Source organism: Providencia sp. wls1916 (assembly GCF_009706585.1).
Classification (GTDB): domain Bacteria; phylum Pseudomonadota; class Gammaproteobacteria; order Enterobacterales; family Enterobacteriaceae; genus Providencia; species Providencia lanzhouensis.
Genome location: NZ_WLUL01000006.1, coordinates 148,587 through 173,807 on the forward strand (window position 1 = coordinate 148,587; position 25,221 = coordinate 173,807).

23 protein-coding genes are annotated in these 25,221 nt (G+C 45.0%); 7 read left to right on the forward strand and 16 right to left on the reverse strand.

Features of this window, described 5'->3' with window-relative positions; genetic code table 11:
• Positions 1-11 precede the first annotated feature (11 nt).
• Entirely contained in the window at positions 12-788 is a 777-nt protein-coding gene (locus GKR61_RS02750; RefSeq protein ID WP_051422679.1) for a DeoR/GlpR family DNA-binding transcription regulator, read from the forward strand.
• Between the two features lie 114 nt (positions 789-902).
• Positions 903-1,256 (forward strand): DUF1937 family protein, encoded by a 354-nt coding sequence (locus tag GKR61_RS02755; RefSeq protein WP_036952526.1) that lies wholly within the window; start codon positions 903-905, stop codon positions 1,254-1,256.
• Positions 1,257-1,330: 74 nt separating this feature from the next.
• On the opposite strand, the gene ybaL is transcribed toward GKR61_RS02755, so the two are convergent.
• Complete coding sequence (gene ybaL, locus GKR61_RS02760) at positions 1,331-3,079, reverse strand: YbaL family putative K(+) efflux transporter (RefSeq protein ID WP_036952523.1); 1,749 nt, start codon at positions 3,077-3,079, stop codon at positions 1,331-1,333.
• A 296-nt stretch (positions 3,080-3,375) separates the two neighbouring features.
• Complete coding sequence (locus GKR61_RS02765) at positions 3,376-4,590, reverse strand: MFS transporter (protein WP_108478325.1); 1,215 nt, start codon at positions 4,588-4,590, stop codon at positions 3,376-3,378.
• 283 nt (positions 4,591-4,873) lie between these two features.
• Here GKR61_RS02765 and ushA point away from each other — a divergent pair, with 283 nt between their 5' ends.
• Complete coding sequence (gene ushA, locus GKR61_RS02770) at positions 4,874-6,544, forward strand: bifunctional UDP-sugar hydrolase/5'-nucleotidase UshA (RefSeq protein WP_036952517.1); 1,671 nt, start codon at positions 4,874-4,876, stop codon at positions 6,542-6,544.
• Positions 6,545-6,590: 46 nt separating this feature from the next.
• On the opposite strand, the gene ybaK is transcribed toward ushA, so the two are convergent.
• The 4 genes from ybaK to copA all read right to left on the reverse strand — a co-directional run bounded on the left by ybaK (position 6,591) and on the right by copA (position 11,556).
• The gene (ybaK, locus tag GKR61_RS02775; RefSeq protein ID WP_036952167.1) at positions 6,591-7,070 is read right to left on the reverse strand and encodes a Cys-tRNA(Pro)/Cys-tRNA(Cys) deacylase YbaK; all 480 of its coding nucleotides are present in this window, start codon (positions 7,068-7,070) and stop codon (positions 6,591-6,593) included.
• A gap of 35 nt (positions 7,071-7,105) precedes the next feature.
• On the reverse strand, positions 7,106-7,912 hold the full coding sequence (locus GKR61_RS02780) for a TraB/GumN family protein (protein ID WP_036952165.1): 807 nt from the start codon (positions 7,910-7,912) through the stop codon (positions 7,106-7,108).
• A gap of 188 nt (positions 7,913-8,100) precedes the next feature.
• Positions 8,101-8,673, reverse strand: a complete 573-nt coding sequence (locus GKR61_RS02785; protein WP_036952163.1) for an HdeD family acid-resistance protein — start codon at positions 8,671-8,673, stop codon at positions 8,101-8,103.
• Positions 8,674-8,817: 144 nt separating this feature from the next.
• Positions 8,818-11,556 carry a copper-exporting P-type ATPase CopA gene (gene copA, locus GKR61_RS02790; protein ID WP_154600094.1) on the reverse strand — a complete coding sequence of 913 codons (2,739 nt, stop codon included), beginning with the start codon at positions 11,554-11,556 and terminating at the stop codon, positions 8,818-8,820.
• 117 nt (positions 11,557-11,673) lie between these two features.
• Between copA and cueR the strand changes: the two genes are divergently transcribed.
• A complete protein-coding gene (gene cueR / locus GKR61_RS02795; protein ID WP_154639532.1) occupies positions 11,674-12,084 on the forward strand; it encodes a Cu(I)-responsive transcriptional regulator in 411 nt (136 codons plus the stop codon).
• On the opposite strand, the gene GKR61_RS02800 is transcribed toward cueR, so the two are convergent.
• The 5 genes from GKR61_RS02800 to tesA all read right to left on the reverse strand — a co-directional run bounded on the left by GKR61_RS02800 (position 12,038) and on the right by tesA (position 15,906).
• Positions 12,038-12,517: an NfeD family protein gene (locus tag GKR61_RS02800; RefSeq protein WP_108478322.1), complete on the reverse strand. Its 480-nt coding sequence runs from the start codon at positions 12,515-12,517 to the stop codon at positions 12,038-12,040. The two genes, cueR and GKR61_RS02800, sit on opposite strands and share 47 nt — an antisense overlap.
• Positions 12,514-13,464 (reverse strand): SPFH domain-containing protein, encoded by a 951-nt coding sequence (locus tag GKR61_RS02805; protein WP_036952154.1) that lies wholly within the window; start codon positions 13,462-13,464, stop codon positions 12,514-12,516. The genes GKR61_RS02800 and GKR61_RS02805 overlap by 4 nt, the downstream gene beginning before the upstream one ends.
• Positions 13,465-13,477: 13 nt before the next feature.
• Entirely contained in the window at positions 13,478-14,335 is an 858-nt protein-coding gene (locus GKR61_RS02810; RefSeq protein WP_036952152.1) for a co-chaperone YbbN, read from the reverse strand.
• Positions 14,336-14,398: 63 nt separating this feature from the next.
• Positions 14,399-15,184: an SDR family oxidoreductase gene (locus GKR61_RS02815; protein ID WP_036952151.1), complete on the reverse strand. Its 786-nt coding sequence runs from the start codon at positions 15,182-15,184 to the stop codon at positions 14,399-14,401.
• Between the two features lie 86 nt (positions 15,185-15,270).
• Complete coding sequence (gene tesA / locus GKR61_RS02820) at positions 15,271-15,906, reverse strand: multifunctional acyl-CoA thioesterase I/protease I/lysophospholipase L1 (protein WP_036952149.1); 636 nt, start codon at positions 15,904-15,906, stop codon at positions 15,271-15,273.
• Here tesA and ybbA point away from each other — a divergent pair.
• From ybbA to GKR61_RS02835, 3 genes are all read left to right on the forward strand, one after another.
• Positions 15,874-16,560, forward strand: coding sequence for a putative ABC transporter ATP-binding protein YbbA (gene ybbA, locus GKR61_RS02825; RefSeq protein WP_036952147.1), 687 nt, complete (start codon positions 15,874-15,876; stop codon positions 16,558-16,560). The genes tesA and ybbA overlap by 33 nt on opposite strands.
• Positions 16,557-19,004 carry a putative ABC transporter permease subunit YbbP gene (gene ybbP / locus GKR61_RS02830; RefSeq protein ID WP_036952146.1) on the forward strand — a complete coding sequence of 816 codons (2,448 nt, stop codon included), beginning with the start codon at positions 16,557-16,559 and terminating at the stop codon, positions 19,002-19,004. Before ybbA ends, ybbP begins: the two co-directional genes overlap by 4 nt.
• Positions 19,005-19,236: 232 nt before the next feature.
• The gene (locus tag GKR61_RS02835; RefSeq protein WP_154634145.1) at positions 19,237-20,616 is read left to right on the forward strand and encodes an esterase-like activity of phytase family protein; all 1,380 of its coding nucleotides are present in this window, start codon (positions 19,237-19,239) and stop codon (positions 20,614-20,616) included.
• Positions 20,617-20,724: 108 nt separating this feature from the next.
• Here the strand turns inward: GKR61_RS02835 and GKR61_RS02840 are convergent, their stop codons facing one another.
• From GKR61_RS02840 to ppiB, 5 genes are all read right to left on the reverse strand, one after another.
• On the reverse strand, positions 20,725-21,978 hold the full coding sequence (locus GKR61_RS02840) for an MFS transporter (protein ID WP_036952144.1): 1,254 nt from the start codon (positions 21,976-21,978) through the stop codon (positions 20,725-20,727).
• 120 nt (positions 21,979-22,098) lie between these two features.
• Positions 22,099-23,184, reverse strand: coding sequence for a 5-(carboxyamino)imidazole ribonucleotide synthase (gene purK / locus GKR61_RS02845; RefSeq protein WP_154639533.1), 1,086 nt, complete (start codon positions 23,182-23,184; stop codon positions 22,099-22,101).
• Positions 23,184-23,699 carry a 5-(carboxyamino)imidazole ribonucleotide mutase gene (gene purE, locus GKR61_RS02850; protein ID WP_036952140.1) on the reverse strand — a complete coding sequence of 172 codons (516 nt, stop codon included), beginning with the start codon at positions 23,697-23,699 and terminating at the stop codon, positions 23,184-23,186. Before purE ends, purK begins: the two co-directional genes overlap by 1 nt.
• A 169-nt stretch (positions 23,700-23,868) precedes the next feature.
• The gene (gene lpxH / locus GKR61_RS02855) at positions 23,869-24,591 is read right to left on the reverse strand and encodes a UDP-2,3-diacylglucosamine diphosphatase (protein ID WP_036952138.1); all 723 of its coding nucleotides are present in this window, start codon (positions 24,589-24,591) and stop codon (positions 23,869-23,871) included.
• An 11-nt stretch (positions 24,592-24,602) separates the two neighbouring features.
• A complete protein-coding gene (gene ppiB, locus GKR61_RS02860) occupies positions 24,603-25,097 on the reverse strand; it encodes a peptidylprolyl isomerase B (protein ID WP_006659258.1) in 495 nt (164 codons plus the stop codon).
• Between the last annotated feature and the right edge of the window lie 124 nt (positions 25,098-25,221).

A 25,221-nucleotide genomic window follows, 5' to 3' on the forward strand; every position in this document is an offset into this window, starting at 1 on the left:
AGGATTAAACTATGTGTGAGGGACGCTCCTCAAAAGTACGACACCAAACCATCATTGAGATGTTATCGACTCAAGGTCAGGTGTATGTACAGGAGCTTGCAACGCATTTTAATGTGGCGCAAGAAACTATCCGCCGTGATCTGAGCAAGCTTGAAACTCAAAAATTATTAAAGAAAGTTCACGGTGGGGCTGTCAATATTCAGTCCAAATTTGAGCGTAATTTTACAGAACGAGCGCAAGCGGCTGTTGATGAAAAGAAAGCGATAGCAGCAAAAGCGGCGGAGTTAATTAAGCCTGGAGACACACTGTTTATTGATTTTGGCACGACGACCTTCGAGTTTAGCCAACGCATTAAGTCGATTGATAATATAACGGTGATAACAAACTCACCGTTATTAGCTAGCACATTGCAGGAAAACCCTACCATCGAAACGATTTTGATTGGTGGGCAATTTAATGCGGCACAAAATGCCTGCTTAGGCGCAATCGCATTAAAGAATATTACGGAATTTTTCGCAGATTATGCGGTTATCGGCGCTGGCGCTTTTCATCCTCAGCATGGTGTGATGGATCAACACGTTGATGAGGCTGCCATTGCACAAAAAATGCAGGAAAACAGTGATAAGCTGATGGTGTTAGCTGATGGAACAAAAGCCCATAAGCATGCGATTAACTTTGTGGCTGGGTGGGATAATATTGATTATCTCATTACTACCACTAAAGACTTTAAATTAGCTGAAAATAAAAAACGCCCGAAAACCAAAATTATTATTGCAGATATTCTGTAAGCCATAAAAATCAAAGCATTACCCATTTAATTTATACCCTATGGAAAATAATTCATTTATTTTTCATAGGATTACTTTGCTCAAAATTCGTTAAATACGACACTAGGAATTAAAATGAAACTTTATTTTATTGCGTGCCCATATTCTGATCCTGATAGCAATGTTGTGGAAATGCGTTTTCAAGCTTGTACCCAATATGCAGCGGAATTAGCGCTTAAAGGAATTGCAACCTATAGCCAAATTACCATGACTCACCCGATCAATCAGTACTTAGCTTCGCAAGGGCAAAAAGTGGCATGGTCAGCGATTGATATGGAATTTTTAAAGCGTTGCGATGGTTTGATTGTTCTGACGCTGGCGGGATGGGAAAAAAGTGGTGGTGTTGCCGCAGAAATTCAATTCTTCAAAGATAAAGGTTTACCTGTGTGGACTGACAGTGAATTTGCTGAACAAATGTTGAATTCATAATAAAAAAAGCCGTAACGTTAATCAGTTACGGCTTTTTTGTTTTCAATTAAAAATGAACTTAATTGACACTGAACTTAGTGGCTCGGTTTTAGATACTCATCCAAATTTTTTCCATCTGGGTTGTGATTATCTTTATCCTTATCATCTGGGATAGCACAACCAAATTCAGCCACATCATTGCACATTAACGTGGTGATCGATTTTGCAATCTCATGTTCACCAATAATAATGTGGTCTGCACCGCGTTCTCTAATAAAGCTGACTTCATCATCATAGTGGGCGCGTACGACCACGGTGATATTCGGATTCAGCTCTTTGGCGGTAGCCACAATTTCACCTGCTTCATAACCGTTTGGAATGGTTAGTAACAGGGATTTTGCACATTCAATACGGGCAAGGCTTAGGATATCTTTACTGGCACCATTACCTAAGATGGCACTGAAACCATTTTCAGCCAGCTCTTCAAAGCGTGCACGGGTATCTTCAACCACAACCAGTGGGATTTCACGACGACGCAGTTTATCAGCCAGCATACCACCAACGCGACCGTAACCAACTATCACTGCATGACCACAAATATCCACTGGGATCTGAGTCTCTTCTTCCAGTGTTTCTTCCAGAAGCTGCTCTTCGATGGTCTCGGTTTTTTCCAGATATTTATCCAACAGGCTGAATAACACTGGGTTTAGCATGATAGAGACAATCGCACCGGCTAATACCAAGTTTTGAGCGTCTTTATCCATTACCCCGAGTGCCAGACCCATTCCCGCCAAAATAAAGGCAAACTCACCAATTTGAGCCAAGCTGACAGAAATGGTTAATGCTGTACGGCGTGAGTGCCCAAACATGCGTACGAGCACCAGCGCGGCGGCAGATTTACCAATAATAATGATACCGAGAACAGCGATGATCCCTAACGGTTGCTCAATGAGAACCACTGGGTCGAATAACATCCCGACAGACACGAAGAACAGTACTGCAAACGCATCGCGTAGCGGTAAAGTGTCCTGAGCCGCACGATGGCTCAGCTCTGATTCATTCAGCACCATGCCTGCGAAGAATGCGCCTAATGCGAAGGAAGCGTCAAAAATCGCGACAGCAGCATAGGCGATACCTAATGCAAGCGCTAAAACCGCAAGCGTAAACAGTTCACGAGAACCTGTTGATGCTGTGCGAGATAAAATCCATGGGATAACTTTTCGCCCGATGACAATCATAATGACGATAAAGGCAACGACTTTACCTATTGTCCATCCAAGGCTCATGGCTAATTCGCCAAAACTGGCTTCATTACTATCCATGATCCCTGCGGCAGCAGGTAACAGTACTAAGGCGAGAACCATGGCTAAATCTTCAACGATTAACCAGCCAATAGCGATTTGCCCGCGTTGACTTTCAATGAGTTGCCGCTCTTCAAGTGCACGTAGTAATACAACGGTACTTGCTGTTGACAGACAGAGACCAAAGACAATTCCCGTAAATACGCCCCAACCGAATAACATCGATAAGCCAAGACCTAATAAAGTCGCGACGGCTATTTGAGCGATGGCGCCGGGGATGGCAATTGCTTTTACGGCTAATAAATCTTTCAATGAGAAATGTAGACCAACACCAAACATCAAAAGAATAACCCCGATTTCAGCGAGTTCAGGGGCTAGGGTGGTGTCTGCAACAAAACCGGGGGTAAAAGGACCCGCTAATACACCCGCGGCAAGATAACCGACAAGTGGCGAAATTTTTAAGCGCTGCGCGAGCATGCCTAATATATATGCAAGGGCGAGACCACCAACAATGGTTGTAATTAAGGGCGTTGAATGCTCCATTAAGTCTCCTCTGGTTTGTTTATGAATAAAAAGGTGGGTACATGCCTTTGGCTTTCAAAATGTTGATGACGTTAATCACCATTTTGAAATACAAATTGCGTGTTTATCTATTTTAGCGGTTTTGAAAACAAATTTCTTTAAAAAATTGCCTAGTTTCTAAAAAAAAATCGAGCTGATAGGGCTAAATCGTTACAAGCTTTTTATTTTAGTCGTTTTTATGGAAGTCTTTTGTGAAATAAAGGAAGGGTTATCCATACTTATAAAAACATAAGTATGGATAAAATAAGGTAATAAGCCTATTTGTTGTTTATATTTGGTAACAATACAGTAAAAATACCCAATAATGGTAGAAAGGCACAATATTGATAAACTTGCTCAATGCTGGTTTGGTCTGCAATATGACCCAAGACAGCAGCACCAACGCCCCCCATACCAAAGGCTAAACCAAAGAATAGCCCTGAAACCATCCCTGTTTTACCTGGGATCAATTCTTGTGCGTATACCAAAATAGCCGAGAATGCTGAGGCTAAAATCATCCCGATAATCACCGTCAGGACACCCGTCCAGAAGAGTGACGCGTGAGGTAAAATCAACGTAAATGGGGCAACGCCAAGGATAGAAAACCAGATAACATACTTACGCCCAATTTTATCGCCAATAGGACCACCAATCATGGTTCCCGCCGCAACGGCGAATAAAAATACAAACAAGTGAATTTGGGCGTTTTGTACCGAAACACCAAACTTATCGATTAAATAGAAAGTGTAGTAACTGCTAATGCTCGCTAAATAGAAATATTTTGAGAAAATTAAAACTAACAAAACGCTGAGTGAGCCAACCACGACTTTGCGAGGCAGCACTTTAACTTCTCCGTGAATGACGGGCTTTTTCTTTGCAGCGCGATGCTGCTGTTTATACCAACTGCTAACTTGCAAAAGAATAATAATGGCGAGTAGTGCCGCGAACGAGAACCAACCGATGTTGCCTTTACCATAAGGTTCAATGATCAGTGCGGCAAGTAGAGGACCTAATGATGCTCCGAGGTTGCCGCCCACTTGGAAAAAGGATTGGGCTAAACCATGGCGTCCACCAGATGCCATCCGTGCGACTCTTGATGATTCAGGATGGAAGACAGAAGAGCCAGTCCCCACTAACGCGGCAGCGATTAAGATGGTTGGGAAGGTTTCTGCCATGGCTAATAGCAATAGACCCGACAAGGTAAAGCTCATGCCTATCGGTAAGGAATAGGGTTGAGGGTGTTTATCCGTGTAATAACCAATAATCGGCTGTAAAAGTGATGCCGTGACTTGGTAAGTGAGGGTGATCATCCCAATTTGAGCGAAGCTAAGGGAAAAATCAGATTGTAATAAGGGATAAATCGCTAATATTAGCGACTGAATCATGTCATTGAGTAAATGAGAGACACTGATTGCCGTCAGGATACTGAAAACGGTTTTTCCCGTTTTATTGGCGGGTTTGGCGCCGCCATTCGCTGCTGTTTGCTCACTCATGATCATCACTTTAGTTTGTTGCGTAATTGTAACCAATATAACTAATATAGAAATTATTTAAATGGCAATATGAGTGGCATGGGTAAATTGATGGAAAATATTAGTCGATCCAGATCTCATTTCTTTGTAACAGCGTTCTGTTTGTGCATAGCCGCTCAGATCTTGCCGTCATTTTTATGCTATAAGACTGAGTCTATTAACACATGGCTTATTAACTCATAAGCTTATTACGCATAAAAAACTACGTAATCGGTAGAGATTTCTATACCAGCAGGGAGAATGTATGAAACTGACATTTAAGGCATCCGCATGCGCATTAACTGTCTCGTTAGCGCTGTTACCCGCAGCGATGGCAAATGCGTGGGAAAAAGATAAAACCTACAACATCACTATTTTGCATACTAACGATCATCATGGTCATTTTTGGCACAATGAAAAAGGTGAGTATGGATTAGCGGCACAAAAAACCGTGGTTGATGAAATTCGTGACGAAGTGGCGAAGCAAGGCGGCAGTGTTTTATTACTCTCTGGTGGGGATATTAATACTGGTGTACCAGAGTCTGATTTGCAAGATGCTGAGCCTGATTTTAAAGGGATGAATTTGGTGGGCTACGATGCGATGGCGCTCGGTAACCACGAATTTGATAATCCGCTAGAAGTCCTCAAGCAGCAAGAAAAGTGGGCAACGTTCCCATTCTTATCTGCCAACATTTATCAAACCAGCACAGGTAAACGTCTCTTTAAACCTTATCAAGTCTTTGATAAGCAAGGTGTAAAAATTGCTGTTTTAGGCTTAACAACTGACGATACCGCGAAAATCGGTAACCCTGCGAACTTCCCTGATGTTGAATTCCGCGTCCCTGCTGCTGAAGCCAAAAAAGTGGTGGAAGAGCTACGCGCGACTGAGAAACCAGACATTATTATCGCGGCAACCCATATGGGACACTACGATGATGGCAACCACGGTTCTAACGCACCGGGGGATGTGGAAATGGCGCGCAGCTTACCTGCGGGCTATTTAGATATGATAGTGGGTGGTCACTCACAAGACCCTGTTTGTATGTCTCAAGAGAACAAAAACTACAAACAAGAAGACTATGTGCCAGGAACCCCATGTGCGCCAGACAACCAAAATGGCACCTGGATTGTTCAAGCCCATGAGTGGGGTAAATATGTAGGTCGTGCCGACTTTGAATTCAAAAACGGTAAATTCACCTTAAAACACTATCAGCTGATCCCAATTAACCTGAAGAAAAAAGTGAAGAAAGACGACGGTTCATCGGATTACGTCTACTACACACAGGAAATTGCGCATAACCCTGAAATGACAAAATTGCTAACCCCTTATCAAGATAAAGGCGACCAGCAATTAGGCGTGAAAGTCGGTTCAGTGGAAGGCAAGCTGGTGGGTGACCGTAATAAAGTGCGCTTTGAGCAAACCAATATGGGGCATTTACTACTGGCGGCTCAAAAAGAGCGTGCAGGGGCTGATTTTGCCATCATGAGCGGCGGCGGCGTGCGTGATTCCATCGAAAGCGGCGATATTACCTATAAAGATGTCTTGAAAGTTCAGCCATTTGCTAACGAATTAGTCTATGTGGACTTTAAAGGCGAAGAGGTTCTGCCGTATCTGCAAGCGGTCGCTAACATGAAACCTGACTCAGGTGCTTACGGTCAGTTCTATAATGTGAGCCTGACTCTGAATGCCGACGGCACAATCAGCGATGTGAAGATTGATGGCAAACCCGTCGATAAGAACAAAACTTACCGTATGGCGACATTAAACTTTAACGCGATTGGCGGTGATGGTTATCCAGCTATCGATAATCATCCAAACTACGTCAACACCGGTTTTGTGGATGCGGAAGTGCTCAAAGGCTATATTGAGAAACATTCTCCATTAAAAGCCGCTGATTACGAGCCAAAAGGCGAGATTGTTTATAAAAATAAATAATCGGTAATGAGTGTGAAAAAGCCCCTTAATTGGGGCTTTTTGTTTTTTACGATTCTTTTTTAATATCCGCAAAGCTGGCATTTAGTACACTTGCCAGATCGCTTGGGGCGAGTTCTAAATCCAAACCGCGCTTGCCACCGGAAATAAACATAGTCGTAAATTCTTGAGCTTGGCTGTCAATCACGGTCGGAAGGCGTTTTTTCTGACCTAATGGGCTGATCCCTCCTAGCAAATACCCCGTGGTTTTTTGGGCAATTTGCGGATCGGCCATTTCGACTTTTTTGACTTTAAATACCTTAGCAACAGATTTGAGATCGAGCTGCCCAGAAACTGGAGTGACAGCCACCGCTAAGGTTTTTTGATCGCCATTAAGCGCGACTAATAAGGTTTTGAAGACTTGCTTGGCATCTAAGCCTAATTTTTGGACGGCTTCATCACCAAAATTACTCTCATTGGGATCGTGATCATAAGGGTGTAGCGTGAATTTAATTTTTTGTTTTTCCAGTAATTTTACTGCCGGAGTCATAATTATTCCTTTTCTTTTTCAATGACTGGATTTGATCAATTATCGTTTCGTAAATAATCAATTAAGCTCTGTTCACCAAACAAGTGCAGTGCGCCTACGGCGACCACATAATTACCCGCAGGCAAGGTTTTCAGTTTTCTCGCCCATTCCTGATTGCGTTGAGTCATCAGCACATTATAAACCCCTTCGCTGAAGGTATTCGGTAATGTAACGCAATTTTCCGGTTGAAAATCCAGCCACCAGCTAATCATGGTTTGCAAGGAGCGGGCATTGGCGCGCCAATGAATTAGGGTATCTTGCAATAATGGCAAGCCATCATCGGGTAAATCGAGCAGTAATTGCACTTGGGAGTCTACACCTTCTAGCTCAATAATGGGCTTATTTTGGGCTAGTGCGTTATGGATCAGTTGGTAGTCAATTCCATAGTGACCTCGTAAACCCAATAACTGCGCTTGTGTGGCTTGCATCGTCAGGGCGACTTGCCAAGAGGGAAGATGGTCAAACTGAGTGGGGGATTGACGTATCTCTTGGCAGTATTGTAAAAACAGGGCAAACTCAGCGTCCGTTAATCTCTGGGAAATCGGTGCTATCAAGGCTGTAGACGTAGGGAAAGGTGAGTTTGCTTGCGTGATATCCGCCTCAACAATCAGCCCATCTGCGTGGTTGATTTTATCGAGCAAGGTTGCGGATAAGGGAAACATATTTTCGGTTCCCATATGAATACTGCCGACAATGTGCAGCTTTATATTATTAGGTAAGCGAACATCAACAGCTGGATAAGGATAATTCGGAGCCACTCCCCGGTGCAGCCAACTTTTTAAGTTTTCGAGTAGTTTTCCCATCTGATATTTATCCTGATTTAACGACTGAGATAAACAGAGTAAACAATCTTGTAGGAATTTGCGAATCACACCGCACGATACGGTCTATGACTAAAATATTGCCTATCACTAAGCAGACGAATTGCAGATAAAAAATAGCGCCTCATCATCAGGCGCTATTTATTATATTGTGTGAGTCATTATGCAAATTAGTCTTTGCGCTTTAATAGGCTTAATAGAGAGAATAAACCAAACGCACTGAAAATTAATTCGATACCGATTAATGCGGTTAACAGCGCAATCGAGGTAATAGGACCATTGCCAATTAATAAGTAAGCAATAAAGAAGTCCAGAACCCCGATGATAATCTGCATCCAACCACCTGCAGATTTAATTTGTTGGATACCGGCATATAGGCGCATTACCCCGCCAATAATAAACAGCGCCGCAATCACCATTGCCATGGCGATTAAGCCCTGTAAAGGCTCTTTGATAAATGCATAACCGACGATGCAGTAAATAATCCCGATGACAAACCCAAAGAGGCGAGACCAGCCCGTATAGATAGTGGTGCTCAGGATGCTCACAATGGCACCGACGCCACTTAAGATTAATAGCACGCCCACAATAGCACTGACGGCAATACCAGAGGCAACTGGATTAGCTAAACAGGCGATACCACCTAGCAGTAATAACACGGCGAGAACCGCCAAAATATTACGTTGCTTTTTCACGTCACCATTGGCTAAGTTGGTGAGCTTTTCGCGATTAATATTTAACATGGAACCCTCAAACAGTGAAAATAATTAGAATCACTTAATTATAGAACAGGAATGATGAAGGCACTGAGGTATTCGGGCGATTTATTGCGTTGAGTCAAAATGTTGGAAAAGCCACCCTTAAGGTGTAAAGGTGGCTTGATAAGGCTATTTTTCAGGTTTGAAACGTAATAAACGGTTGGCGTTGCTGACCACGGTAATGGAAGAGAGCGCCATGGCGGCTCCTGCCACTACAGGGTTCAATAACGTGCCAGTAATTGGGTATAAAATACCAGCGGCAATCGGAATACCTAGCGAGTTATACACGAAGGCTCCAAACAAGTTCTGTTTCATATTACGCAGAGTCCCTTTGGAGATAGACACTGCATCGGCAACGCCGTGTAGGCTTTGGCGCATTAAGGTAATTGACGCAGTTTCAATCGCAATATCACTGCCGCCCCCCATGGCAATCCCGACATCAGCACGAGCGAGAGCAGGAGCATCGTTGATACCATCACCCACCATTGCTACTTTATGACCTTTGGCTTGCAAAGCTTCAATCGCCGCAGATTTTCCGTCTGGCATCACTCCCGCAATCACTTCGTCAATGCCAGCCTCTTTGGCGATCGCTTTGGCTGTGACTGGGTTATCCCCGGTTAACATTACTAAGCGGAAGCCTTGTTTATGCAGACGGGCGAGGGCGCTGACACTGTCTTCACGTAATGGGTCGCGAATAGACAGCAGTGCTGCAATCTGACCATCAACTGCCAATAGCACTGGTGTGACCCCAAGAGACGCTTGCTGATGGAGCGTTTCATCGATTTCACGGGTATCAATTTGGTTTTCAGTCAGCAGTTTTTGATTGCCAAGTAAAACTGTTTTACCTTCAACAACCGCGGTGACTCCTAATCCAGCCAAAGTTCTAAATTGCTGATTGGCAACAATATCCAGCCCTTTTGCACGGCTAACAATTGCACGAGCCAGCGGGTGGTTAGAACCACTTTCGAGGGACGCCGCAAATTGCAGAGCTTGTGACTCATTAAAACCGTTGAACAGGTGAATATCAGTAACTTGTGGCATGCCCTCAGTTAAGGTACCGGTTTTGTCAAAGACGATGGTATCGAGCTCGCTCGCTTGCTGTAAGGCATCGGCATCACGCACCAATACCCCAAACTCTGCGGCGCGACCGACACCGGATATAATCGACATCGGCGTTGCAAGACCTAAAGCACACGGACAGGCAATAATCAGTACCGTGGTCGTGATAACCAGCGCGTAGGTAATTTGTGGAGCGGGACCCACGAAATACCAAATAGCCCCTGAAATCACTGCAATAGCCACTACCACCGGGACAAACACCGCCGAAATTCGGTCAGCCAATTGCCCGATTTGCGGTTTACTGCTTTGCGCTTGGCGTACTAAGTAAATAATACGCGCTAACGTGGTTTGGCTACCCACTGCGGCGGCGCGGAATAACACGGTACCGTCTTGCACAACGGTTCCTGCGTGTACTGCATCGCCACGGCTTTTTTGCTGCGGGATAGGCTCACCCGTTAGCATCGCTTCATCCAGCCACACTTCACCTTCAATGATTTCACCATCGACAGGGACACGATCCCCTGTGGTTAAGCGTAAAACCATGCCTTGTTTCACTTGAGCAAGGGGCATATCAACTTCCCCTTGCTCGGTGACAACGCGGGCCGTTGGCGGCGTTAAATCCAATAATCGCTCTAAGGCTTTGGAGGAACGCTGGCGTGCGCGCTGCTCAAGGGCATGACCTAAGTTGATCAGACCGATGATCATGGCGCTGGCTTCGTAATAAAGATGGCGAGCTTGTTCTGGGAACATCTCAGGCCAAATATTGACGACAATCGAATAGAGCCAAGCTGCCCCAGTACCTAAGGCAACCAAGGTATCCATGGTGGCACTGCCATTTTTTAAGCTTTGCCATGCACTGCGATAAAAATGCCCACCGGCAAAAATCATCACCAGCAGCGTTAATAGCCCGATAGTGAGCCAAATGTTGTGGTTATCAGCGCTTAACATCATGTTGTCGCCGATCATCCCCCAAATCATCACGGGCACACCTAAAGCAAGGGCTAGCGCAGATTGCCAACGGAAGCGGCGCATATTCGCTTGAGCCACTTCTTGCTGGCGTTCACGACGCTTAGCTTCATCTTGGATGATTTCAGCGCCATAACCTGCTTTTACGACCGCTTCGACGAGGTCATCGGGCTTCGCGGTTCCAGTGACTAACGCACTGCGTTCCGCTAAGTTCACTCGTGCATTTTCCACGCCAGGTACGCTATTAAGTGCCTTTTGCACTTTACTGACGCAGCTGGCGCAGGTCATGCCATCGAGTAATAATTGAATGCTGTCATCGGTCACGGCAATGTCAGGCTGTTCGCCAAGGTCAGACTCTTGTGCCGGAATATCACAAACTGCCGCTGAACCCGTTTCCGGCTGTTCAATTGATGTTTTCAGCGGCTCAGTTTTTGGGGAGCTAGCACCTTCTTGGGCAAGTTCTGCGTGGAATCCTGCGCCTTCTACCGCGGCGATTAAATCGGTTGTAGAGGCAGTGCCATAAACTTTAGCCTGTTGAGTATCTACTACCGCGGCAGCAACGCCTTCAACAGCTTCTAATGCTTGCTGAGTTTTCCCTGCGCATTTCATACAGTTTAAGCCAGAGAGTTGTAACTCTACATTTGGCGCAGTTGCTTCAGTGGCTTCATAGCCTGCATCGACAATGGTTTGAATGAGGGATTCGACGCTAGCGCTGCTTTCAATCACCGCGTAATCAATCGTGACGTTGACTGATTCAACATCAGGGCGTGCTTGCAGTGCTTTTGTCACGGAGCCGACGCAATGCATGCAGCTCAAACCTTGTAAGGATAGAATTATTTTCATTTTTGATTCTCCGGGCCTTCTCATAACGAGGGGCTATAATTTGTACACAAAATCAGTCTATAATCCGCTATGTAATTAAGGTTAAACCTTCCCACAAGGGGAAGGTCAAGGGGAATTATGAATATTAGTGAAATTGCCAAAAAAACCGGTCTGACTGCCAAAGCAATTCGCTTTTATGAAGATAAAGGGCTGATCACACCACCGGAACGCGGGGATAATAGTTATCGCTATTATCAAGCCAGACATCTCGATGAGCTGATGCTTTTAAAACAAGCTAAAGATGTGGGGTTTACGCTGGACGAGTGCGGGGAGTTGCTGGGATTGTTTCGTAATCCAAGCCGCCACAGTGCGGATGTGAAAAGTGCGACGATAGCGAAAATTGATGAAATTCAGCAGACGATTTTAAAGCTGTCGACTATTCGGGATACGTTACAAGAATTAGTGGATGTCTGCCCCGGTGATGAAGGGGCAGACTGCCCGATTATTGATCATCTGGCGCGTGGCTGTTGTCACCATGGTAAGGCTTAACTTTTAGGGTGTTTCCGTCTACGGCGGTTACTTCCACTTCAGCTTCCGCTTTTAATGGGACGTCGCTGTATATGCGCCAACTGCCATCGGCGAGGCGCACGCGGCTAAACCCCTCTTCGGTATCAGTTAGCAAGCGTGCCCTAACACCAACCAGCTGGTGGCTGATTTGGTTGACATCATCGGCACGGCTGGCTTTGCGGTGGCTGAGCCATTTTCGCCATAAAATCGCAGAAACGACGGTAAATACCGCAAATAAGATACCTTGCCATTCCCAACTGAGGAATGGCAATGCAAAGGTGAGCACCCCAACGGTGACGGCGGCAATGCCGGACCAAAGTAGGTAGCCACCTGTACCAAGAAGTTCAGCAATCAGCAGTAATCCCCCAAGACATAGCCAAAACCAGACGGGTTGAGTGCTGATAAATTCTATCATTCTTTAGCCTGCTTTTTGCTTGCACCCATTTTTTTGCTTTCGCCAATGAGTTCAGTGATCCCACCAATCGCGCCCATTAAGTTGCTGGCTTCTAATGGCATCATGATCACTTTGCTATTTTCTGCCGAGCCAATGCTAGTAAGGGCGTCAGTGTATTTTTGTGCCACAAAGTAGTTGATAGCCTGCATATCACCGGCGGCGATCGCCTCAGAAACCATTTGAGTCGCTTTGGCTTCTGCTTCAGCCGCTCGCTCACGCGCTTCTGCTTGTAAGAAGGCAGATTGACGTTCACCTTCCGCTTTCAAAATTTGCGACTGCTTTTCACCTTCCGCTTTTAAGATAGCCGCTTGACGAATACCTTCCGCTTCCAGAATATCGGCACGTTTGGTTCGTTCTGCTTTCATCTGGGCGTTCATCGCACTGACCAGTTCTTTTGGCGGTTTGACATCACGAATTTCAATACGGGTGATTTTTACGCCCCACGGGTTGGTGGCTTCATCCACTACGTGCAGTAAGCGACCATTGATAGAATCACGCTGGGAGAGCATTTCATCCAGCTCCATCGCCCCAAGAACCGTACGGATGTTAGTCATGATCAGGTTCAGAACGGATAATTCTAAATTGCTGACTTCATACGCCGCACGCACAGGGTCAATTACTTGAATAAAGCAGACTGCATCAATGGTCACGTTGGCATTATCACGGGAGATAACTTCTTGGGATGGAATATCAAGGACTTGCTCCATCATATTGATACGGCGACCAATTTTATCCATAAATGGCACTAAAAGGTGTAAACCCGGCTGTAAAGTGCGGGTATAACGCCCAAAGCGCTCAACTGTCCACTGGAAGCCTTGCGGTACCGTTTTTACGCAGGTGGTAACGATAACAACAGCAATAATGACAAGAATAACAACTGGTAGTGCACCAGACGCGAACAAATCCATAGGTAATCCTTAACTAGTAAAGTAATGAATAAACTTGGCGACGGAACTTGCTCGCAAGTGCATCACCTGTTCCCATTGCTGACATGATATCCATCATGGTTTTTTTGATTGCGCCATCCCCTGCGTTTAAGTCTTTGCGTAAGAAGGTGAGCAGCATGTCTAACGCTTCTTCATTGCGATTGACTTCGTGAAGCTTTAACGCCAGTTGAACGGCTAACGTAGTATTTTCTTGATCTTGATTGAATTCTTTTATCAGCTGCTGAATTTCTGGGGTATCCGCAGCTTGCTTGGTTAATTCGATTTGAGCTACTAATCCTTGATAACGGCTGTCTTTATCTTGCATTGGCACGGTAGCTAACAAGGCTTCTGCATCATCAATTAAATGTAGACCAATTTGCACTTCAGCTAATAAGAACGTGATATCGCTGTTTTTAGGCGCAAGTTGGTTGGCTTCTTTCAGTAATGGCAGAGCCTCTTGAAGTTTGCCTTCCGCCACTAATTCAGCGGCTTGCGCAGCTTTTAACTCTTCTGGGCTTGGTAATACGCGAGAGAGTATTTGCAGCACAGCTTCTTCAGGCTGTGGACCTTCGAAGCCATCAACTGGGCGACCATTTTGCAGCACATAAACCGTTGGAACGCCTTTTAAGCCAAACTGGCTGGCGATCATTTGTTCTTCATCGCAGTTAACTTTTGCGAGGATAAATAGCCCTGCGTAGTCTTGAGCAATACGCTCTAACATGCTGGTGAATTCTAAGCTTTGAGGGCTGCGTGGTGACCAAAAGTAGAACATGACAGGCATGTTCATGGATTGTTCGATGGTCTGGTGTAGGTTGGTCTCGTTAATATCAATAATTTGTGCGTTAGCTAACATAAACAGTCTCTTTAAAATTCGTTATTAATCATGTCAATGAAATGGGGGCTTAGTTCTGTTTTTTCAATCTTTCTTGCCCTGACCCGCGAGGACTTTGTCCATTAGCTTATCGGGTAATACACGTTTTAGTATACGCACAAAAACCGTTAATAATGTGACAGAGTAGCGTACATGTGGACGCGGACTCTCTAATGCCAAAATCAATTTTTTGACCACATCTTCAGGATATAACGTAAATTTTGCGGCAATCCCCGGATTTTTAACTGGCTTATCTTGCTGAGTTTGCGCCACATTTTGGGTAAAGGCACTGTGGATGGGACCGGGCTCAATTAAGCTGACGTGAATACCAGAGCCTTGTAATTCCAAACGCAATGCATCTGACCAAGCTTCCAACGCGTATTTACTGGCGGCATAGGCTCCACGACCTGGCGTTGAGATAATGCCCATCACGGAGCTAGTTTGCACAATACGACCTTCATGGTGTGGCAGCATGGCGGGAAGCAGCAGGAAGGTCAATTGGTGAACTCCGAAAAAATTACTGGAGAATTGGGATTCCAATTGCTGGCGGCTCACGGTGTTCAATGGGCCATATACCCCGAATCCGGCGTTATTGAATAATCCGAAAAGTTTTCCATTACAGAGCGTCAGAACCTGCTGAGCAGCGGTCTCAACACTTACCGGGTCATCTAAATCTAACGTCACGGTTTCGAAGCCAAGTGATTGTAATCGTTCAATATCAGCCTGTTTTCGACAGGTGGCTATCACATGATAACCACGCTGTTTTAAAGTCTGCGCAGCGCACAACCCTATGCCACTTGACGCCCCTGTCACTAATACCGTTTTTTGCATAACTTTACCTACTCTGGGCTAAATGTTCGCTATCATATTGGTTCATTATAATTTATTTACCTAGCAAATTTATTTGGCTAATAACATTATTTGGTTAATAAATAGGGTGATAGCTGTTTTTCCATAAAATCTGCAATCGTGGGCTGGGCTTGCTCAGTGGGATGAATACCATCAGGTTGGATCCATTCCGGTTTGGTGATCACGCTTTCCATAAAAAATGGGATCAGCGGAAGGTTATTTTTTTCAGCCAGCGTTGGGTACACTTTTTCGAAGCTGGATGTGTAGCGTTTACCATAGTTTGGCGGGATACGAATTTGCATTAAGAGCGGTTTAGCACCATTTTGCTCTATTTGGTCGATAATCTGTTGTAATGTTATACCTAACTGTTCAACAGATAGCCCTTGCAAACCATCATTAGCTCCCAGCTCAATCAGCACCCAGTCAGGTTTGTGCTGGGCTAGAAGAGTGGGGAGACGTTCTAACCCTTGAGAGGCGGTATTTCCACTAATACTGCCATTAATAACTAAAATCGGTGGCGACTTTTTTTGCCAACGTTCGGCAAGTAATGTTGCCCAAGCTTGCTCGGCGGGTATTCGATAGCCTGCACTAAGACTATCGCCGAGGATCAATAGTTTCGTTGCAGCGAGTGTTTGTCCACTAGCGGTAACTAACAGGAGAAAAACCAATATATGTCGGCGCAAAATATTCTTGAAGTTCATCATCTCATTAAACGTGTTGGTCAAGGTGAACATGAACTGACTATATTGCAAGGAGTCGAGCTAATTGTCGAGTCTGGCCAGACAATTGCTTTAATTGGTGAGTCAGGTTCAGGAAAGTCCACCTTATTAGGCATTATTGCTGGGTTGGATGATGGCTCTAGCGGCACCGTGAAGTTGCTTGATCAAGACTTAACGACCATGGACGAAGAAGCTCGGGCGCGATTACGGGCGCAAAGTGTCGGCTTTGTTTTCCAATCTTTTATGTTAATTCCAACGCTGAACGCCCTTGAAAATGTCCAATTGCCTTCTTTACTGCGCGGTGAATCCGAAACCAAGAGTCATCAGCAGGCGGTGAGCTTACTGACGGATTTAGGGTTAGGAAATCGCTTAAAACATATGCCAGCTCAGCTTTCAGGCGGTGAGCAGCAGCGTGTGGCATTGGCTCGGGCGTTTAATGGTCAGCCTCAAATCTTATTTGCTGATGAACCTACAGGAAATCTTGACCGCCATACGGGAGATAAAATCGCCGATTTGTTATTTGCGATGAATAAAGAGCACGGTACTACGCTGATTTTGGTTACCCATGACAATGAGTTAGCCGCCCGTTGCCAACGTCGATTACGGTTAGTTGATGGGCAATTGAGGGAAGAGTCATGATTTGGCGCTGGTTTTGGCGTGAATGGAAAACGCCGTCTCTGTTGATTGTGTGGTTAGCATTAACCTTGGCAGTCGCCTGTGTGCTGGCGTTAGGGCGGATCAGCGATCGCATTGAAAATAGCATGAGCTATCAGAGCCAAGAGCTACTCGCGGGAGATTTGGTGTTGCGTTCTTCCCATCCGAGTGAGCCAACATGGCTTGCCGCAGCGCAGCAAGCAGGCCTGACATTGAGCCAGCAAATTTCATTTTCAACTATGGCGTATTCTACCGCTGATGAAGAAGGGCGCCCGCAGTTAGTGTTAGTGAAAGCGGCGGATGCGAGTTATCCACTATACGGTGACTTAGTGACCGAGCCTGCGGGGTTAAAACCCACTAAAGGGCATATTCTCGTCGCCCCGAGATTATTGGAATTACTGAACTTAAAGGTTGGCGAACAGATTGATATCGGCGATGGGACGTTTACGATTTCAGGGACGTTAATTCAGGAACCTGATAGTGGTTTTAACCCCTTTCAAATTGCGCCAAGGGTGTTGATCTCGATTGAAGATGCGCCATTAACTGGGGCTATTCAAGTGGGAAGCCGTTTAACGTATCGCGATATGTTTGCGGGTTCTCGCCAAGGGATTGATGCATTTAAAGAGAAATATGATGCTCAGTTACGTAGCGATCAGCGCTGGTATACCTTGGATGATGACAGCGGTGCGGTCGGGAAAACCTTTAAGCGCGCTCAGCAGTTTTTGCTGCTATCGGTGCTGCTAACGCTGTTATTGGCGATTGCTGCGGTGGTGGTGTCGATGACTCATTATTGTCGAAGCCGTCACCAACTGATAGCGGTATTGAAGACCTTGGGGGCAGACCGAGGTGCATTACGTAAGTGGATCATTGGTCAGTGGTTAGTGATTTTAGTGGCAGCGGCATTATTAGGGTCTTTGCTGGGGCTGGCTTTTGAAGGCATTTTAATGCAGATATTGTCGGCAATGTTACCTAAAGCCTTGCCGAGCGCCAGTTTTTGGCCGTGGATCTGGGCGGTGGCAACGCTGTTTATTATCGCGATTATTGTGGGGATCCGTCCTTATTATCAATTGATGGGTACTCAACCTTCTCGTGTATTACGGGAAGATGCCAAATCACCAATTTGGCCACTGTATTATTATCTGCCTGTGGTTACGTTGATAGTGGTCGGCGGGTTATTCCTGTTTGCAGGGGTAAACCCACTATTATGGTCAATCTTGCTGGGAATTGTTGTGGTTGCGGTGCTCCTTGCGTTGATTGGTTGGCTAGGGTTGTGGTTGCTGAGAAAAGTACAGTTTCGCCAGCTCAGTCTGCGTTTATCAGTGAGCCGCTTATTGCGTCAGCCATTGCAAACTATTACCCAGATGAGCGCATTTTCATTGTCATTTATGTTATTGGCATTGTTGATTTTGGTTCGAGGGGATCTTTTAGATCGCTGGCAACAGCAGCTACCGGCGGATAGCCCGAATTATTTTCTGATTAATATGACTCAGTCTCAGCTTGATCCTGTTACGCAGCTGTTGAAACAGTACGAGGTTACACCAACGGAGTTTAATCCAGTTGTGTTAGCGCGTTTATCGGAAATTAATGACCAGTCTGCGATTGAGTGGGCGGATGCTCGCGATCCCAATAATAATACGGTTAGGCGAGAGCTAAGCTTAACGTGGCAATCAACATTGCCGCCTGCAAACGAGTTAGAGCAAGGGAGCTGGCCACCAAAAGCGGGGGAAGTTTCCATTGAGCAAACTGTCGTTAAAGAGTTAGGACTAAAAATCGGCGATAAATTGACGTTCAATGCTGGCTCGCAGATTTTCACGGCTAAAGTGAGCAGTATTCGTAAAGTGGATTGGGAAAGTTTGCGCCCAAATTTCTACTTTATTTTTGCGGAAGAAACATTATCGCCAATGCCAGAAACATGGTTGAGTAGCTTCCATTATGATGGCGATGGGCAGTTGTTAACACAGCTGAGTCATCAGTACCCAACTATTAATGTGTTGGATACGGGCGCTATCATCACGCAAATTCAGCAGATTTTACAGCAGGTAAGCCAAGCTTTAGAAGTGATGGTGGTTTTGGTGATTTTCTGTGGCGTATTATTGTTACTCGCACAGATTCAAGTGGGTATGAGCCAACGAGAGCGTGAGTTGGTGGTGTATCGTACCCTAGGTGCGAGCAAAAAACTGATGCGCCGTACTTTATGGAGTGAATTTGCCTTACTCGGCGGAATGGCAGGGCTTGCCGCGGCATTTGGAGCTGAAGTGGCACTATGGTTACTGCAAACTAAGGTCTTTGATTTCCCGTGGCAGCCAGAATGGCGCCTGTGGGTGTTATTGCCGCTCTGTGCTGGGTTCTTGTTATCGGTGTGTGGCAGTTGGCTGGGGCTGAGGTTAATCGGCACTGGCAATCAGCATCGTCGATTATCGAACGGTTAAATGTATAAAAAGTAGAATAGTCACGAAGGTGGCTATTCTACTTAAAAATGAAAATCGGATGCTTGAGCTTCGCTGTATAGATTTTTTAAGTTGATGTATCCGACATCAAATAAATATTATTTTGTTAGTGTGATTGGTTAAACGAACTGTCTCTAATCCTTCACAAAACCTTCATTCGCCACGGTTATGATTCCGCCATCAATTATTGATGGTATGAAATAGGAAAATAACAATGGTTCGCCTTACACCAATAACTTTCAAACTAACATCCCTTTCTTTATTAATTGGTTTACTCTCATTTAGCACCGCAGGGGTTGCTCAACAAATTTCACAGAAACAAGTGCCAGCCACACTTGCTGGGCATGCCATTTTATCGGTGGATGCGACAGTACCAACGCCGGAAAATGCACCTTCGGATATGCAACATAGTGGCAAATACACTACAGGAACCCGCGTTGATACACTGAATAAAGTGGAGGGAAAATCCGATGGGCGCCCAACAGGTAAGTTTGTTCCAATCAAGGGGCAACCGTTACAAGGTCATTCAGGTATCAAGCGTATGGCTGATGGTACCTACTGGGTGCTCACAGATAACGGTTTTGGGAATAAAATGAATTCCCCTGACTCTATGCTGTATTTAACTCAGTATGATATTGATTTTAAAACGGGGAAAGCCAACCCGTTGAAAACAATTTTCTTCCACGATCCCAACAAAATTATTCCTTTTCATATTATTAACGAAAGCAGTGAAAAGCGTTATTTGACGGGAAGTGACTTTGATCCAGAAAGTTTTCAATTTGCCGATGGTGCCTTATGGGTGGGTGATGAATTTGGGCCTTATCTCATCAAAATGGATTTAAATGGCAAGGTGTTGGCGCTATTTGAAACACAAGTTGAAGGTAAGAAAGTCGTTTCCCCTGACCACTACACACTGACAACGCCGGGTAAACCTGCGGATAAAGTGATTTTCCAAGTCAATCGCTCAAAAGGTTTTGAGGGAATGGCATCATCGCCGGATGGCTCCAAACTTTATCCGATGTTGGAAGGGGCTTTGTGGCAAGAAGATAAACAAGACTATGAGAATGTGAACGGCAAAAAAGCGGCACGTATTCTTGAATTTGATGTGAAAAAGCAAGATTGGACTGGGCGCAGTTGGTTATATGTTTTTGAAGATAATCAAAATGCCATCGGTGATTTTAACCTGATTGATGACACTCACGGTTTGATTATCGAACGTGATAATGGGGAAGGCACCGCGGATAAAGCATGCGCTGAAGGCGAAAAAAACAAAGAAAACTGCTTTAGCAACTTAGCAAAATTCAAACGTATTTATCGCATTGAATTTTCAGATAAAAATGTAGGTGATGCAGTGGATAAACAAGCCTATGTTGACTTAATGAACATCCAAGACCCTAACAAGCTAGCCAGAAAACCTCTAAATGATGGGGTATTTACCTTCCCATTCTTTACGATTGAAAACGTGGATGTGGTGGATAATGAACATATTATTGTCGGTAACGATAATAACTACCCATTCTCTTCCAGTCGTGAACCTAATCAAGCGGATGATAATGAATTTATCTTGCTGAGAGTACCGGAATTATTGAAGTAATGCGTAATCAGTTATACCGGTAAGAAGTAGAACGTGTAAATGGATCCTTGTTTTTCCCTTGGTTTGATATTTGCTCGGGTTATCCCCGAGCGTTTTTCTTTTTAGGGGTTAATCTTTTTTTACTTCTAAAGCAGGGGGCTTCATCATTAAAGTAAAGAATAGGATCACGATAACAGGAGCTGCGATGGTTAAAAATGCAGGGGTAAAACTGCCTGTAATATCCTTAATTGCACCTGCGATAAATGGCGCTAAACAGGCAATGGTTGAGATTAAATTGACGACGGAGAACAACTCTAAATAAGGTCCGCGACCAAAATAATTGGACAGTAAAACACTGGACGCTAAGAAGGTCATACCGTAGCCAACACCCACGCAAATCACGAACAAAATCAGCCAGAACCATGATGTGGAGATACTCAGTGCCACTACGCCAAGCACCATAATAATTAGGCTACCAATCAGTAAACGTTTCGGCTCCAACCATTCACCCGCCGCGCCGCCTAAGAAGCGCGAAAATGCATTTACAAACGCCATGGTACTTAGCAGAGAAACCGCGATGGTCATACCAAATCCACGCTCTTCAATGTGCGCCACTGCAAAACTGTTTACTGTAATACCGCACCATAAAAAAGAGGTATAAGTCGCAGCAATTAAATAGAACTGCCAAGTGCGTAATGCGCGGCGAACTGTCCAAACTTCAGCGGTACGATAAATAGGCTTATTCGCATGACTAACTTGTTTTTGCATTACTTTTTTGGCGTGATCTTGTTCTTTTTTCCCTTCACGTAATGCCAAGATAGTGATGATTGTGACAATGCTAAGATAAACTGCACATAATACCCAGTGCATTCGCCAAGAGCCTAATTGATTCGATGCGTAGAAGTAAATCCAAGGACCTGCAACGCCACCCAATCCACCAATCGTGAAATACAATCCAAATGCCAGAGATTGTTTTTCAAATAGGCGAGAAAGTACATAGGTACCCGGAACGGTCGCTAATAGCGTAAACCCAATACCAATCAAAGCGGTACCTAAGAAATAGGTGCTGATAGCTTCGGTGGAGTAGAGGCTATAAAAGCCAGAGCAGAACACGAGCATGCCTAAAAGTAGCGTGAGACGAACACCGACTTTACGTATCAGCAATGAGGGTAAAAAGCTCGCTAAACCGCAGGTTAAACCAAGTAAAGTAAAACCAAAGCCTGCCTCAGTCCAACTCCATTTTAATTCGCCGATCATGCTCGGTAATACTACGCCTAATGAGGTAAATGTGGTGGCGGTAGCAAGGAAATAAACCAGTCCGAGGAGAATAAGAATTGACCATTGGTATAACGGACTAAACGGTGAGGCTTGTGTTTCTGGCATATGCACTCCAGTGGCGCCCTAGTGAGTTAGTCATCACTCACAAGTAATCACTATAAAAGTAGGGCAAAAATAGCACAATGCCCGAAATATCACTCTCAGGCACGAATAGCGCTATTTTCCCTATTTTTGGCGAGAGTACCAGCCTAATTTTGTTTTTGCCCACTCAATGCCACTTTTATACTCATTTGGCAGCATTGGGATCAAACTATCGAGGGTATTTTCGAGTTGATGAACATCGCTATGAGTCAGATTTAAGTGACCCACTTTACGTGCTGGGCGCACTTCTTTCTCATACCAATGTAAATGGACTAAAGGCAGATTTAACCATTCTTGGTTAACATCAGTGCCAATTAAATTGACCATCACCGCAGGGCTGAAAACTTCTGGTGTCGGCATCGGTAAATTTAAAATCGCGCGTAAATGAAGCTCAAATTGGCTAATGGAAGCACCGTTTTGAGTCCAATGCCCACTATTATGAACGCGAGGGGCGATTTCGTTGATCAGCAGTTTATCACCAACCACAAAACACTCCATTGCCATCACACCGATATAGCCTAACTCATCCATCACGGCACTGAGCATCGTCTGTGCTTGTTGTTGCTGGACAGAGTTTGCATCAGGAAAAGCCACACTGGTGCGTAAAATCCCTTCTTGGTGAAGATTATGGGTGATTGGGTAGAACACTGATTCACCGGATTGGCTACGGGCGCCAATTACGGAGACTTCAGCATCAAATGGGATCCCTTGCTCGACGATGCATTCACCGTAAATTTCCGCAGGGAGTGCTTGTTCATCACCAGGGCGAACACGCCATTGACCACGACCGTCGTAGCCACCAGTTCTACGCTTGACGATTAAAAAATCACCAAGAGTGGCGAACAATTCTGGCCACTGGTCTGGCGATTCTAATCGCGCCCAAGGTGCCGTCGATAAATTTAATGAGTCGAACAGGCTTTTTTGTGGGAAGCGGTCAGCTAAACGTGGAAAAATATCACGGTTAATAAACGCATTATGACGCGCTAACTCTTTGGTTAATGGGGTTTCAGGCCAACGTTCAATTTCAGCGGTGATCACACTTTGCTGATAAGGAACGGCTTCAGGCTCTGCATCTAATCCAACAGGAAAAACAGAAATGCCCAGCGGTTCACCTGCTTGGCGCAGCATGCGACCTAATTGACCGTTACCAAGGACACAAACCGGTTTCATTACGCTTCCCTCGGATCTGGGTTATTTAATACGTCGTTGGTTTGTGCTTCACGCCATGTGGATAAGCGATTGAATAGCTCGCTGTCATGATTGGCTAAAATTTGTGCTGCTAGCAATGCGGCGTTAGCTGAGCCCGCTTTCCCAATGGCAAGTGTGCCAACAGGAATGCCTTTTGGCATCTGAACGATAGAATACAGGCTATCGACACCACTTAATGCAGCGCTCTGTACAGGGACACCAAGGACGGGAACCAGCGTTTTTGCGGCTAACATTCCAGGTAAATGGGCGGCACCACCGGCACCAGCGATAATCACATCAAAACCATTTTGTTTAGCATTTTCAGCAAAGGAAAATAGTTTGTCTGGCGTGCGATGTGCGGAAACAATCTCAACATGGAAAGGCAGTTGCAGTTCGGTCAGCACGTCAGCGGCATGCTGCATGGTTGTCCAATCACTTTTAGAACCCATAACAATGGCGATTTTTGCCGCAGATTGAGCAGGAACTTGGGCAGTCATTTGGTGTGATCCCTGTATTGAAAAATATCACCCTAAGGGTGGGAATGTGAATTGCCCCGATCATATCACGGTAATTAGGTAAGGAAAACGTTTGCGTGATTATAAAATAAGCAAACAGTCATACTGACGACCAACAATTTATCTGCGTGTCTTTATCAAGATAGGAATGTTAAAAAGGAAAGAAAATAAGCTCAACGCCGTTTTCGTTGATCACAAAGGCTGAGCCTTCGCTGTGCCATGCGCCTAAAACGCCACGAAAATGAAGTTGACCACCGAGATTAATCTCGTGGATAGCAGGGCGATGCGTGTGTCCGTGGATCATCCATTGTGCTTGATGGCGGTTTAAGGCATCAACTACCGCGTCGGAATTGACGTCCATAATGGCTTCGGATTTCATACTGCTGGCATATTGGCTATTGCGACGCATTTTTTGTGCGATGCGGCGGCGAATAAAGAGGGGTAGCAGTAAAAATACCCGTTGGATCCAAGGAGTATGGACCTTTTTACGGTAGTTCTGATAAGCAGCATCGTCGGTGCATAAGGTATCACCGTGCATAATTAAAATACGCTTATCATATAGTTCAAGTAGGGTTTCTTGGGGCAAAATGGTCATGCCGCACTGTTTTGCATAACGTTGACCCAATAAAAAATCGCGATTGCCATGAATGAAATAGCAAGGGATACCGCGTTCACTCAGCTGTTTTAGAGCCTGAGCCACTTGCTGATGCAAGAGGGTATTATCATCGTCGCCAATCCAATAATTGAAAAAGTCACCGAGAATATACAGGCTGTCGGCGTGGATGGCTTGCTGTTCAATAAATGTAAGAAAACCGGCGGTGATCGCCGGTTCATCTTCACTTAAATGCAAATCTGCAATGATATAAGTGGACATAAATTCAGGGATTACTCGCTGACAGTCACTTTTTCAATCACAACATCTTCGCGAGGTACGTCTTGGTGGAAGCCACTGCGACCAGTAGAAACGCCTTTGATTTTGTCAACAACGTCCATACCTTCAACCACTTCAGCAAATACGCAGTAACCCCAACCATCTGGGCGCTCTGAACGGAAGTTTAAGAAGTCATTGTCAGCGACGTTGATAAAGAATTGTGCTGTTGCTGAGTGTGGATCGTTAGTACGAGCCATTGCTAATGTACCGCGGCTGTTTTTCAGTCCGTTATTAGCTTCGTTTTTGATAGGCGCTTTAGTGTCTTTTTGGTTCATGCCTGGCTCAAAACCACCGCCTTGGATCATGAAGCCGTTAATAACACGGTGGAAAATGGTATTATTGTAGAAACCTTCGCGGCAGTAAGTTAAAAAGTTTTCGACAGTAACAGGTGCTTTGTCTGCGAAAGTTTTGATAACGATGTCACCGTGATTGGTATGAAATGTAACCATAATAGCTATCCTGAATAATTGTTTTTTATGCGCTAACTTGCGAAAGCGTTGAGATCAGCAAGTTTATATCACAGATAAAACCTGACTTGAAGCGACAGTGTGTTTGCAAAATAGGTTATCCCAT